The organism is Pseudanabaena sp. UWO311, from assembly GCF_006937785.1.
GTDB lineage: Bacteria > Cyanobacteriota > Cyanobacteriia > Pseudanabaenales > Pseudanabaenaceae > Pseudanabaena.
Map to the genome: position 1 here is coordinate 32,947 of NZ_SJEE01000007.1, position 13,962 is coordinate 46,908.

Annotated in this window: 7 protein-coding genes; 2 read left to right on the plus strand and 5 right to left on the minus strand. The window is 43.7% G+C overall.

The window, feature by feature from the left end; genetic code table 11:
* The first annotated feature begins 17 nt into the window (after positions 1-17).
* A complete protein-coding gene (locus PseudUWO311_RS07770; RefSeq protein WP_190303432.1) occupies positions 18-1,124 on the plus strand; it encodes an ankyrin repeat domain-containing protein in 1,107 nt (368 codons plus the stop codon).
* A gap of 92 nt (positions 1,125-1,216) precedes the next feature.
* On the opposite strand, the gene PseudUWO311_RS07775 is transcribed toward PseudUWO311_RS07770, so the two are convergent.
* Positions 1,217-2,317: a glycosyltransferase family 4 protein gene (locus PseudUWO311_RS07775; protein ID WP_142654634.1), complete on the minus strand. Its 1,101-nt coding sequence runs from the start codon at positions 2,315-2,317 to the stop codon at positions 1,217-1,219.
* A gap of 208 nt (positions 2,318-2,525) precedes the next feature.
* Here PseudUWO311_RS07775 and ykgO point away from each other — a divergent pair, with 208 nt between their 5' ends.
* Positions 2,526-2,651: a type B 50S ribosomal protein L36 gene (gene ykgO, locus PseudUWO311_RS07780; protein ID WP_094534052.1), complete on the plus strand. Its 126-nt coding sequence runs from the start codon at positions 2,526-2,528 to the stop codon at positions 2,649-2,651.
* A gap of 93 nt (positions 2,652-2,744) precedes the next feature.
* Here ykgO and PseudUWO311_RS07785 read toward each other — a convergent pair whose 3' ends face one another.
* From PseudUWO311_RS07785 to PseudUWO311_RS07800, 4 genes are all read right to left on the minus strand, one after another.
* Positions 2,745-5,822, minus strand: a complete 3,078-nt coding sequence (locus tag PseudUWO311_RS07785) for a type I polyketide synthase (protein ID WP_142654635.1) — start codon at positions 5,820-5,822, stop codon at positions 2,745-2,747.
* Positions 5,819-7,048, minus strand: coding sequence for a cytochrome P450 (locus PseudUWO311_RS07790; protein ID WP_142654636.1), 1,230 nt, complete (start codon positions 7,046-7,048; stop codon positions 5,819-5,821). The genes PseudUWO311_RS07785 and PseudUWO311_RS07790 overlap by 4 nt, the downstream gene beginning before the upstream one ends.
* A gap of 80 nt (positions 7,049-7,128) precedes the next feature.
* Positions 7,129-9,156, minus strand: a complete 2,028-nt coding sequence (locus tag PseudUWO311_RS07795) for an AMP-binding protein (protein ID WP_142654637.1) — start codon at positions 9,154-9,156, stop codon at positions 7,129-7,131.
* A 606-nt stretch (positions 9,157-9,762) separates the two neighbouring features.
* Positions 9,763-13,956 carry a beta strand repeat-containing protein gene (locus PseudUWO311_RS07800; protein WP_142654638.1) on the minus strand — a complete coding sequence of 1,398 codons (4,194 nt, stop codon included), beginning with the start codon at positions 13,954-13,956 and terminating at the stop codon, positions 9,763-9,765.
* Positions 13,957-13,962: the final 6 nt, after the last annotated feature.

The following is a 13,962-nucleotide window of genomic DNA, read 5'->3' on the forward strand; positions in this document are numbered from 1 at the left end:
CTATGTTATGGAAAAACATGACTAAATTATTTAGAAATTCTTTCGATTTAGCCTTTAACCTAGCTTTTCTAGCAATTGAGACGGAGAGCCTAGAACCATTGCAGAAGTTGCGAGAAATGATTGTCGAGAAGGAAGTAGATGCCAATGCATGGGTAGATGAGATTACGCTTCTAGGGAAGGTTGCAGAGGCTGGAGATCAAGAGCTAGTTTCGCTGATGCTAGGCTTGGTAGATGACGTAAATTTTAGAAAGGTTGAAAGAGTTGTTACTCCTTTAATGGATGCAGCAGGAGGTCAAAGTATAGAGATAGTTAGACTTTTAATTGATTATGGCTCTGATCCGAATATTGTAAGAGAGGGTACATTTGCTCTTGAATGTGCGGCTCAAGCTGGAAGGGATGATATATTTGAATTCCTTTTACCTCTTACGCATCAAGATTTCCATAAATCAGCAAAAAGAATTATGGATTCTATAAAAGAAAAAAGCTCAAGAGAACCTTTGAATAAAGACACTCTTGAGCTTTTTGAACTTCTTCGTAGGAGCGATGTATCAAAAATAAAAATTGTGAAAGCAATTTCCAAAGGCGCTAACGTGAATGCTTATGATGATTCAGACTGCACTATATTAATGAGAGCATGTGACAGGTGTTCTGCTGATATTATTCAGGTATTACTCAAAGCTGGAGCAGATCCCAATTTAGGACAACCTATATTTAGAGCTTTTAGTTACAACAAGTATTACGTATTGGATGTTACAAAAACTCTTGTACATAGTGGTGCTAACGTGAATACTGCTTATCATGATGGTGTATGTCCACTTATGATAGCGAGCCATTACAATACAGGATTTAGGATTAAAGCTTTTAAAGTTGGCTACGATTTATGTGATTTTTTGATTAGTTCAGGGGCAAATTTAAATCAAACAACCCAAGATGGATGCACATCTCTGATGTTTGCGGCAAGAAGTGGAGATATTCAAATTGTTAAACTACTAATTGAGAAAGGTGCAAATGTAAATCTAAGGGATAACAAAGGAATGTCAGTTTTGGACTACGCTAAAACTTCTTTCTATGTAAAAGAAAGTGGAGACACAAACCTTATACAGTTCCTAGAATCAATCTACTAATATTTATAAAAGTCTTAGTAGATTGGACAATGAAGAATCTCAAACAGGCTGTTAAAACAAAAAAATGAGGTGTTTCACCTCATTTTTTTGTTTTATCGATCGCTAATCGACTGTTCTTTTTGTGATCGCAGTTCTTGCGCCCTAATCCTTTGCCAGACCTTAAAGCAAGCATACGCCATCAATAAAGTACTAATCGCCGCATAGGTTCCCCCAGCAGGCATCCCTGAAACCGCCATCGCGATGCTTCCGACCCAGAGGGTGAGCGCATAGATAAATAAAACTGTGAGCCTTTTTGATACACCTGCCTGCACTAAGCGATGGTGCAAATGATTCTTACCTGCGGACATTGGCGACTCACCTCGCCTAATTCGCTGCAAAATTACCGCAGTCGCATCCACAATCGGCACTGCAAGAATCATGTAGGGCATAATCAGTGCCACCGTCGCCACTGCCTTGACTAGACCAATGACACTCACACCTGCAAGGGTAAACCCCAAGAAATAAGCACCACCATCGCCCATAAAGATTTCCGCAGAACCTTTAGGCTTGAAGTTGTAGCGCAAGAAACCCAGACATCCCCCAGCTAGTGCCGCAGCAATCAAGGCTGCCGCAGGTTGCTGCATAAATAAACTAGTTATTAAAATTACAGCGGCTGCGATCGTGGTTACTCCTGCGGCAAGTCCATCAAGTCCATCCAACCAATTGATTGCATTTGCCATACCCGATAGCCAAACCATCGTAATTGGCAAACTAAACCAACCAAATTTGATAATGCCAATAAATGGCACTGAGATAAAATCTATTCTCACGCCCACGCGCCATGCGGCAGCGGATACTGCTAACTGCGCAATTAATCTGGGCAATGGTGGTAAGTTAAACAGGTCATCAGCAAACCCAATTAGGAAAAAGGCTGCGCCACCGATGGTTACACCCCAGACTTCATATTCTCTAGTTTGCGGCAATATCCCAAAGTATCCTCCTACCCAAACTAGCAATAAGGCGCTGACACTGCCCAAAAAAATTGCTACCCCACCTACACGCACAACTGGAGTTGTATGCATTTTACGATGGTTAGGTTTGTCTACTAATCCTGCTTTAAGACCAAAATGACGAATAATCGGCGTACTTAGCCACACCACGATCGCAGATACTGCAAAGGCGACCAAGTAAGGGATGGCAGTTGGATGCAGCATTACAAGAATAAAATTAAGTGTTGGGATTGAGCAAATTTATGCTTGCAAGCATAGCACTGGATTGGCGAAACGCAACTATATTAAAGCCAATTTAAAGAGGGTGTTTAGCACCCTCTTTAAATTGGCTTTAATGTCTGGTCAAAAATCATGCTAGGATTAAAAGCCGTGTCAAAAATTTTGATCATCAGTAAACGTTAGGCATTAGTTCATGAAAGTTGTTAGCTCCCTCAGATCGGCAAAAACTCGCCATAAGGACTGCAAAGTTGTGCGTCGTCGCGGCAGAATTTATGTCATTTGTAAGTCAAACCCAAAGTTCAAAGCTCGTCAAGGATAATCAACGATTTTGCGTTATTTATCAAAAAGGAAAAGCCCGTCATATGACGGGCTTTTCCTTTTTGATAAAGGTGAGAGATAGTACTTTGTGCTGTCATCTTGGAGCTTGTCGCGCTCTATGCAAGCATTTCTGTAATTTCTGCGCCAATATTTGCACCTGTGGCTCATGAAACATTGACATGTGATCGCCAGAGATAGTTTGGATATCCAATCCACCTGCCGCTAACTTACCCCATCCCAGATCCCATTCTAGTTCTAGTGGCACAAAACCTACGCCTTGAACTGGTGAATCCTGTGTGTCAGCCCGAAACAAGGTTACCTTGTCTGGATAAGCTTGAATTATATATTTGTTCATTGCCTCTACACCAGCTTTTTCTAATGACTCCTCGATCGCAGATTGACGGAGATAAATCGGTAATTGCCATTGCATCCGTTGATAAAAACGTCGAGTAATTGCCTTTGTCCAATAGTTATACTTACCGATTAGCCATTCTTGCCATGCTGGAAATTTTTGGAAAAAATATATAAAGCCCATTTTTTTGAATTCTTGATAATGCAAAAAAATTCTCTTGTGAAAAGGTTGCCTAACTGTATTTGTGGATCTAATTTTGCCATCAAATAAAGCAAGTAAGGCGACTTTCTCACCTTGCTGATATAGTTGTTGAGACATCTCCCACACGATATGACTCCCAAAAGAATAGCCACCAAAGAAATAAGGACCTTTGGGCTGCACTGTTCGCACAACTTGAATGTAGTCAGATGCTATTTCTTCGATGCTAGTGAGGGGAGGATGTATACCATCTAGGGCTCTTGGTTGCAGCCCATAAAAAGGCTGATCTGCACCCAAATATTTAGCAAGATCAGCGTATACGAGTACACTGCCACGAATACCAGAAACACAAAATAAAGGAGGGTGTCTACCTTCTGTCCTAATTGGTATAAGGGTTGACCAATCTACACTTTGCTCCGATTGCTCTTGTTGATTTAGTTGGCTTAATGTCTGGGCAAGTTGAGCAATAGTTGGACATTGAAATAAAACAACAAGACTAAGATGAGATTTAAAAGCCTGTTCGACTTTGGCAAATAAGTCAACCGCAATGCTCGAAGTTCCACCGATATCGAAAAAGTTGTCATAGATGCCGATGGGTTTCATGTTGAAAACTTTTTCCCAAATAGTTGCTAATTTTTGCTCAATGCGATCTCGGGGGGCAACAAAATTGCTTTCTAAATCTTTTGCTGATTTTGTCTTGGTTGGATTCGTTATGGGTGTTTCAGCAACTGGGGGTGCTTCTGAACTATCTAATTGAGAAGAAGGCTGCACCCAAAAAGATTGCCGCTCAAATGGATAAGATGGTAATGAGATTGGGACTAAATGAGAGCTAGCATATAAACTGCTCCAATCGACTTGGACACCATGTACCCAAAGTTGAACAATTTGATCGCGTAAAAATTGATGTGTATTTGGTTCTATTTCTGGTAATGAAGAGAATCCAAAAGTAATTTGTTCTAGGGTAGATTCAGGATAATTTTGTTTAAGGACGCTGATCGAAATTTCTTGAGCCGAGAGAATTGACTTGAGAGACTGTTTTTTGTATTTTTTCTGGTTTGCTTTGCCACTAAATACTTGGCTTGACTGACTATCGCTAATAAATGCACTCAGTTTTTGCTGTAGGTCACCGATCTCATTTGCAATGATCGCAAGGCGATAGTTAAGCTGCGATCGCCGCATAGCCGTGACACAAATTTGGGCGATCGCGACTTCTGGATTTTCTTGCAAAAAATCATGATAATTAATTGCCATTTGCCGTAAAGCCTGTTCGGTCTTAGCGCTCAGAAGCAAAACATGGTAAGCACAATTAATCGATGAATTTGGATTGAGAATAGAAACTGAAGGTGCAGATTCTAAAACAACGTGAGCATTCGTTCCACCCATGCCAAAAGCACTTATACCTGCATATAGAGCTCCCTCTGGAGGTAAAGGAGTAAGAACGGTTGGTACTTGGAGAGATAGTTTATCAAATTCAATGTATGGATTTGGCATCTCGAAATGTAAATGGGCTGGGATTTGGCGATGGTGCAGGGTTAATGCGATCTTGATCAGCCCTGCAATTCCTGAAGCAGTTTCTGTATGACCAATATTTGTTTTCACCGTGCCAATTTGACATTTTTTATTGGCAGAATTTTCTAAGGAACTAGAGTTAAATACTCGTTCGATCGCTTTCATTTCCAATGCGTCGCCTATCAGCGTGCCAGTGGCGTGAGCTTCGAGATAGTGAATAGTAAGAGGATCGATCTCAGCTTGATGATAAGCGCGACGCAATAGTGATTCCTGTGCTTGAAGATTGGGAGCAGTGAGTCCATTGCCTCGACCATTATGGTTAACTGCACTGCCACGAATCATTGCATAAATGCGATCGCTATCCTTGATAGCTTCAGACAAGGGTTTAAGAACGACAATTCCCACACCTTCAGAACGCACATAACCATCGGCTTTTGCTGCAAAAGATTGACATCGGTGGTTTTTTGACAGTAATTCTGAGGAGCCTAGAGATATTCCTAAATTAGCAAAGATATTTATACCACCTGCCAAAGCAAGAGAACTTTGACCAGACCAAATACTTTGGCAAGCTAGATCGACAGCAACTAATGCGGATGAACAAGTAGTATTAATTGGGATACTTGCACCTTGCAAATCGAAGTAATGAGAAATGCGGTTAATGGCGATCGCATCACTTGTGCCAGTAGATATACAAGCGATTTGGTCGCCGCCTGTTTGCAAAAGTGCTTCATAATTATTTGCTGAAATGCCAATAAACGCACCAGTTTGACTACCTCTAATTTGCTCTGGATTTATGGCGGCATCTTCTAGGGCTTCCCAACTCACTTCTAACAATAGTCGCTGCTGCGGGTCCATCGCCACTACCTCACTTGCAGAAAACCCAAAAAAATCTGCATCAAATTGATCGACTCCATCCAAAAATCCGCACCATCGTCCATTTATGGCTTCAAGCGCAGCGTCATCAAAGCTGCTAAAAGGATACAGTTGACGGCGATCTCTAGGCATGGGTGCGATCGCATCTACGCCATCGCGCAGTAATTGCCAGAATGCTGCAACTCCTCTAGCCTGTGGAAAACGGCAGCCAATACCAATAATTGCGATCGGTTCTCTCATGATGCTAAAAATTTTACAGGTAAAGTTTTCAAACCCCTCAAAGTGATGCTTTCCCGCCACTGAAGTTCAGGATTGCTCTCATTTTTTAATCTTAAATGAGGATAGCGCTGGATCAAACTCCCGATCGCAATCTGACCCTGAACCCTTGCTGAAGCTGCGCCTAAGCAGTAATGTAGCCCACCGCCAAATGGCAAATTATAATTACGACGATGAAAATTAATTTGATCGGGATCGGGGAAAATTTCGCGATCGCGATTTGCCGCACCGAGACACAAAATCACTTTATCGCCAGTATGAATAGTTTTACCTCCATACTCAAAATCTTCAGTAGCAAGGCGGGCAATCACCTGCACAGGGCTATCAAATCGCATTAACTCTTCGATCGCAGCGGGGATCAAATTCGGGTTTTGCTGTAATTCGGCTAAAGCTTGAGGATGCTGTAAAAGGGCGAGAACGCTATTACCGATCAGGCTTTTAGTGGTTTCTTGTCCCACAATCAACAGCATGATACAAAAGCCTAAAATTTCATCTTCATTCAGTTGTGTGCCTTGCTCCCTAGCCTCTAGGAGTTGTCCCAATAGTCCTGATGGTTTCGTAGCCATCAGGTTAATCAGATATTCTCGCGCCTCGATCGCAATTTCGTTTTGTTTCTGATAGCCACTTAGGGACATCGGTTGATCGAATACAAAAAACAAATCGTAAGACCAACGCATTAGCTTGTCATGATCTTCCAATGGCAAACCAAGAATTTGCGTGACGCTCATTGCAGGGAGAGGTTCGGCAAAATCAATCATAATGTCGATTTCGCCATTATTTTGACGAGCTTTCTGCTCTGCTTGCACGAGTATGCGATCTACTAATTCTGCGATCGCAGGTCGTCTGGTTTCGATCATGCTTGGGGAAAAAGATTTGGCAACTAAACTTTTAAGTTTGGTATGGTGCGGTGGTTCTAGAAAAAACAGCCAGTTTTCGATCGTTTGCGCCAAGGCTGTAAAATTGCCCTGCTTAAGGTATTGGCTTTTTTGTCTTAACCGCATTGGTAGATCGTCAACGTGCAGTTCTGGGGCTTTGAGTAATGCATCAACATCGTGATGGCGGGTGACTACCCAAGCTTGCATAAAACTCCAATGAATTGGATCGTTATCACGTAACCATTCATAAATGGGATAGGGATTAGCATGAAAATCTGGAGAAAATGGATCGAACCTGAATTTGTTTGTTGTCATGTAAGTACCCGTACAAAATTAATTATCCAAATTTATAAGGTTTTGCCCCTGCGGGGTGCGATCTTGCAAATTTGGGTTTGTCAATTCAACTCAATTAAATATGCTGCTAACTCCGTGATTGTGGGATATTCCCAAAATAAAGTTGGCATTAGTTTTTGCTCAAGCCAATCAGATAAGTCGGCGGTGAGATTGAGCAAAACTGATGAATCAAGTCCGAAGCGAGAAATCGCTTCATCGATATCAATCTCATCTGGATCAAGATTGGCGAGTTGACTAAGACGATTCACGATCCATTCAGCGATGGATTCTTCCGTCAATTCAGCTTTAAGTGTAATCGGGACAGAAGATTCTAAATTTTCTGCCTTTGGTAGTTTCCATTGACCAACTATATCAAGGCTATTTGCTAAAAACTGTTGTCGGCAAGCCTGACGCTGAATCTTGCCGCTTGAGGTTTTGGGAATACTTGCGGGTTTGATCAGCGCGATCGCATATACCGAAATTTCATGTTGTTCCGATACCGCTTGTCTGATTGCTGTGATGATTCCCTCAACATCGAGTTCCCGTAATGCAGTTCTTTCTACTTCTTGCATAATCACCAAGCACTCTTGACAATCAACATCGATCGCAAAAGCTGCACCAGCATCAATCCGCAATGCAGGATGACTGTTTTGAACAGTCAATTCAATATCTTGCGGATAGTGATTGCGACCCCAAAGGATCAGCAAATCTTTGAGCCGTCCTGTCACAAAAAGTTCTCCATCGCGCATGAAGCCTAAATCGCCAGTACGAAGCCAATTCACTTGGTCGTTGGATTGACTATCTACAAGTTGAGCTTGAAATGTGGCTCTAGTCACTTCTGGTTGCTGCCAATATCCTAGAGCCACACTACTGCCTGACAACCAAATTTCACCAACTTGATCGGGTGGGCATTTTATATGTGTTTCTGGATTAGCGATCGCAATTTTAGTATTCAGCCAAGCTTTGCCGACCCCGACAAAATGTTTTGCATTTGGATCAGTATCAGCCACGGTTACAACTTGTTTTTGTTCAAGCGCTGGGGATGCGATCGCGCAATAAACTGGCTCAGCATTAACTACACCTCCCGAAATCATCAGCGTTGATTCTGCCATGCCGTAGCAGGGATAGAAAAATTTTGACTGGAATCCTAATGGCTGAAATTTGCTAGCAAATTGCTCTAATGTTGATCGCCTAATTGGTTCTGCCCCTGTATAAGCACTTTGCCAACAACTTAGATCGATTTGCGTTTGATTAATTTGTTCTGGACTAATTTTGCGGACACACAACTCATAGCCTTGATTTGGTCCCCCACAATGAGTTGCTCGATAGTGCGAAATTGCCTCTAGCCAGCGCATTGGCTTTTGCAAAAAAGCCCCTGGCGACATTAATACCCCCCCAAAGCCCGTATATATGGGCTGAATAATGCTATCTATTAGCCCCATGTCATGAAAGTTTGGCAACCAACTCACCGAAACACTACTTTGGTCTAGCTCAAAAGCTGTCTGAATATAAGCAGAATTATGTATGAGATTTTGATGACTGACCATCACGCCCTTAGGATGCCCCGTCGAGCCAGAGGTATATTGCAAAAAGGCAAGACTGTCTGGCTTTAGCTCTGGGCGTTGCCACTGCATTGCCAAATCGGGTGACAGGCGATCGCTAGCCATCCATTGCACAACTGGCAAATCTGGAAAACTCAACCATGACTGCTGCAAACTATCTAATAGTGCTGATGTCGTCAGTACCACAGCAGGTTGAGCATCGTTAACAATTGCCCTTAGGCGCGACTGCATTTGAGCCCGTTTAGGAGGTGGAACAGGAACCGCGATCGCGCCTGCATAAAGGCAACCAAAAAAAGCACTAATAAATTCAAGTCCTGATGGATAGCACAATAATACTCGTGAACCTGCTGGTACTAGATCTTGCAGTTGCGCAGCAACTGCTCTTGCTTGTAAATCCAGATCTTGATAACTCATAGGAAATACATCTAACTCTCCGTCCACTAAAAATGTAAACGCATTTTGACTGGACTGATTTTGGGATCGCAATTGGAGACAATCTACTAAATCAGAAAAATTAGTACGGCTCATCTTATGAGTTACCTGCATTGATAGACTAAATAATTTATTGTTAGGGCTGTGCGATTTAATAAAGATCCAAATATAAAACCATAATTAGTGGGGTGGCGAAGCCACCCCACTAATTCTTTAAAATCTTGAATGGTACTTTATCTATTTGCTTGTCCTTTACCACAAATTATACGAACAATAGTAGTGCAAATTTTGCTTAGGACAGGCATAAAGCCCAAAAGATAGTGCTGCGGGCAAAGCCCGCAGCACTATCTTTTGGGTAGGCTTCTTATCTCACTCTTACCTGAAAACGGATGAACTCTTAGGAACTTAGTTGGAGTGCCTCATGCTAAGGGGATACTATAGTACAGGCGATCGCACTTCTTAAATATTGGGTATTAGCTATGAGCCAATTTGGAACATTATCATTAGATATAGCTGTATCTGCTCCATCCACAAATCCATTGATCTGAATGTTGTTAATCGCTATAATCCTTTTCACTAGATTAAGCCCTAGCACACCTGTACCAGTAGTCGTGATTTGATAATCTTCAATTAAAGATAATCAACGATTTTATGTTATTTATCAAAAACAAAAAGCGGCGCGATCGCGCCGCTTTTTGTTGTCTAACGAACTCTTACTCTAAATCTCACAAATCCATAGGAGGTTGGAGGTGTTCCAGCGGCTGTAGCATTGGGGACAACAGGGAATGTGGGCGCTCCTGTGGTGCGGGTGACATTAACAGCCACAATACCGTTGGCATTGCTGGTAATTGAAGCGGCAGGATTATTAGGATCAGGGCATCTCTCTAGTCCTGCTGCCGCAGGTACTTCGCCTAAAGCAGGATCGTAGTATCGACCGCGATCGGGTAAATCGTTAGCACCTGTTAGAAATCGGCGATCGCCTAATGTCGTACCTGTCTGTAAGACAATACCTAGATCCACAGATGATCCGCCGTCAGTGGGAGTAGAACCATTAAAAGCATTGGCTATAAAGCTAGTATTAGCAGGAACTGGATCGCAAATCCTTAAATTGCCTGCATTGCTTTGACCGCGATTTAGGTAATAGATTGTGTACTCCACATCATCCTGAGGTCGTACATTAGGTTGACTGATCACTCCACGCAAAGAATCGGAAGTTGGACTTGGCCATCTAGCATCATTGTCATCTGTACCAGGACCATCGTCAAAACCAGTAATGTCAATGTTGTTAATTCGCGTAATCCGCTTGACCAAAATTACTTCGGGAGGTAGGACGGTAGATGTAATGACTAAGTCCGCAGTTGCGGGACCATTGGAAGTTGTCGTACCACCGCCAATAGTGGTTTGTATGGTTGCTTGCACATTTGCAGTAGGGATAGTGTTGGTATAGGTATTTGCAATATTGGAAACCACATCTATCGCCGCAGTGCAGGTCGTATTGAAAGGCAGCTCAAAGCCTTGCAAGGTAAAGGTTGTTTCTCCTCCGCCCAATGCTGGGTTAAACACGCCATTGGTACAAGTGGTAGTGGCATTTGGCGTACCTGCTACCCGCACGTTTGCTGGTAAGTCATCTGTAAACCGAATATTGTTCAAAGGACCACCCAGCTCGCCTGTAGTTTGACGGTTTTGGATGGTTACAGTCAGACGGCTAATCTGACCACCTGCAACCGAGTTTGGGAGAAAATCCTTGGAAACGTTAAGAGCAGGCAATGCGTTAAGGGTCGCTGATGCAGCGGCTGAGTTAGTAGTACCCTCACGAGTAACAATGCTATTGGCTGGCAATGTATTGGTACGGTTACCTGCCGTATTCCGAGTAGTACGGATAGTGATCGTACAGGTTGCGCCAGCATTGAGAGTACCGCCGACTAAGCCAAATTCGTTGACTCCCAAGGTTGCAGCACCTACAAAACCTGCTGGTCTAGCCCCTCCTGGCAATAATACCGTCCCACCACAAGTAGTTGTGGCAGTAGGAGTAGGAAATACTAAAATTTCCGTAGCCATCGTGTCTACAAACGCCAAATTTGTCGCGGTAATACCACCCACTCCAGGATTAGCGATCGTGATTGTTAAGACCGAGGGATCTCCGACAGAGTTTAATGCATTTGGGGCAAATGATTTATTGATCGTCAAGTCATTGATAACACGATTGAGGGTTCCACTAATTACTGCAGGATTAGAGAAGCTTTGTGCAGTTGTAACAGAGTTTACTGGCAGTGTGTTTGTAAAAGTATTACCACCTGTACCATCAATCGTGACATCAAAGGATACTGTACAAATCCCATCAACACCACCCACTGCTGCGGGTAACGTGCCACCTGAGAAGGTAAAAGTCCTAGCACCGATCGCGCTAAAAGCACCACCTGCACAAGTAGTCTGAAAGTTAGGAACAGTAGCAATAATCGTATTCGTCTGCACCCAGCTATCCGTAAAAGTCAGATTAGTGAGAGCAATGTCTTCTGTGTTATTGAATTGAATTGTGGCTCTGGATGTACCATTGGCACTTACAGAAGGAGATTGAAAGGTTTTCGTACCACTGAGAGGCGAAATCACTACTAAGTTAGCTGTGGGCAGAGTGGCTGGCTCACCTTCATTATTGCTAAACGCGGTTGGAGTATTGCTATAGGTTTGGGGAGTGGGGAAGGCGGCAAAGGTTTGAACTATCTCAATTACATCAAATCGCAGTAGGCAGCTAGCACTAGCAGCAATACCACCTCCAGTGAGGGAAACACTCGTACTACCCGCAATTGGTGTAAACGTTCCACCGCAAGTATTGGATGAGTTAGGAGGAGTGGCAACCTGTAAATTGGCAGGTAGAGGATCAGTGATTGCTACATTCGTGAGAGGTTCTGCGACACCCGCCAGACTGCGGCGGTTATTGGTGATCGTAATGGTTACTTGAGAAGGTCTACCACGACCAACTGGAGTGGGAGCAAAGACCTTGGCAACGTTAACCCGCGAAGCGGCTGTCAATCTACCTTCAGTATTAGTGACACCATTGCTATCTAAACCGTCATTGTTAGCAATAGAGTTATTGGCAATAATGTTGTCAAAGGTAGTACCTACAGGAGTAACTGATGGAGCAAAGACATCAAAAGAGAATGAACAAGTGGCTCCTGCTGCGATCGTTCCACCTGATAAGATAACCGAAGTACTACCTGCGGTTGCTGTAAGTGTTGGCGCACCACAGCCAGTGGAAGTGGGATTTGGCGAAGTAGCAACCACTAGTTGCTGCCCACCGCCCGTTGGTAGATTGTCAGTATAGTTAACGCCTGTCGCTGGAATAGGAGATCTATTTTGTACTGTGATCGTAACGCGAGTAGTGCTTCCAGGCGCAATTAAGTTAGGGCTATAGGATTTAGCAACATTAAGTCCCGCAATGACACTAAAGGGATTAGTCGCATTAGCAGGTGGTACACGTACTTGATCGTTACTAAAGTTGGTAATGCGATCAATTATGTTAGTTCCCGTATTCTCTGCTTCAGGGAGAGGAAGATTTCCGATCGCCCCAGTTATAGTACGAACATCTACTTGGATCGTGCAAGTTCCGAGAGCGTTAGTAACAGGATCAGATGCAGGGACGATCGCAGCAGCCCCCAAATTAGCAGTGTTAAGAGTAAAGGTAGTAGAACCAGCAGTGGGTTGAGTTGCCCAAGGCGTATTTACTCCACCTGCAATACAGGTAGTCCGAGCATTTGGTGTTGGAGCGATTTCCAGTAATGCGGGTAAAGGATCGGTAACGACCAGACCTGTAAGTTGGGAACCACCATTGGAAACTGTAATCGTAATTGTCCTAACAGCCCCTTCAGGCAGATTATTCGCTAGCCCTGCTTTAGCGATCGTAACTGCGGTCTGCACGGTAAGATCAGCGCTCGGAGCGTTGCTATTGCTGATCCGATTCTGGGTGTTTAGGGTATTAACGGGAATAGTATTTGTGTAACTTCCACCGACGGCAGAGGTGACAGGGAAGGTAATTGTACAAGAGCCATTAGCAGGAATTGTGCCGCCCGTGAGCTGGATTGAGGTGTTGCCCAGTATGCTGGTAGCAGTCCCGCCTGCGCAAGTCGTAGTTGGTAGTGGAGCACCCACGCGAGTATCAACAGACAGTTGCGAAGGTAAGGCTGGTAAGGCATCAACTAAAGTGGGTGGAACGGTTGTACCAGTCAGTGGGAAGTCGTTGGGGTTATCCACTGTAATCGTGACTAGCGATCGTCCGTCCCCAGGGATAGTATTGGGAGCAAAAGCTTTATTGAGAGTTGCCGCAGCAAAAGTGCGAACCTGAAGAGTGGCACTTGTAGGATCAGCGTTCGTACCAACACTAGTGACTAAATCACCAGCATTAATCGTGTCGGTATGGTTACCAGAAACAAAGCCGCGCACAGGAAACTCGATAATACATTGTCCAGGTGCACCCGCAGGGATTGTAAATCCAGAGATGCTATAAGAACCTGATGCACCACCCCCACCGCCAGAGTTAGGTTCAGTACCAGCGATAAGATTCACAGTCCCAGCACCACCACAGGTATTTGCAGTAGGTGTAGCACTCGTTATGGTGATTGGACCAGGAGCACCAACTAAGGTATGGTTCAGCGATGTGATCGTGATTGCTGCACCTGTGGAGTTTCGCAAAGTCACGCGATAGACTGAGTCAGAACCGGGAATAACATTGTTATTGGGAGTAAAACTATTTAGAATGGCGATCTGGGAGGATGCTTGGGCAAATGATGGTGGAGGCAGCAGCCACAGGTGCTGTGTGATTACAAAGACAAAGCTCAGAAGAAATAGACTAAGGTTTCGTAGAAGCCGATTGACAGCAGGGATTGGGGTAAATGTTCTCCTCATGATCTA

Bases quoted from the DNA above. Each gene is read 5' to 3' on its own strand.
- PseudUWO311_RS07785 (WP_142654635.1), bottom strand. From the start codon at position 5,822: ATGAGAGAACCGATCGCAATTATTGGTATTGGCTGCCGTTTTCCACAG.
- PseudUWO311_RS07795 (WP_142654637.1), bottom strand. From the start codon at position 9,156: ATGAGCCGTACTAATTTTTCTGATTTAGTAGATTGTCTCCAATTGCGA.
- PseudUWO311_RS07775 (WP_142654634.1), bottom strand. From the start codon at position 2,317: ATGCTGCATCCAACTGCCATCCCTTACTTGGTCGCCTTTGCAGTATCT.
- PseudUWO311_RS07770 (WP_190303432.1), top strand. From the start codon at position 18: ATGACTAAATTATTTAGAAATTCTTTCGATTTAGCCTTTAACCTAGCT.
- PseudUWO311_RS07800 (WP_142654638.1), bottom strand. From the start codon at position 13,956: ATGAGGAGAACATTTACCCCAATCCCTGCTGTCAATCGGCTTCTACGA.
- PseudUWO311_RS07790 (WP_142654636.1), bottom strand. From the start codon at position 7,048: ATGACAACAAACAAATTCAGGTTCGATCCATTTTCTCCAGATTTTCAT.
- ykgO (WP_094534052.1), top strand. From the start codon at position 2,526: ATGAAAGTTGTTAGCTCCCTCAGATCGGCAAAAACTCGCCATAAGGAC.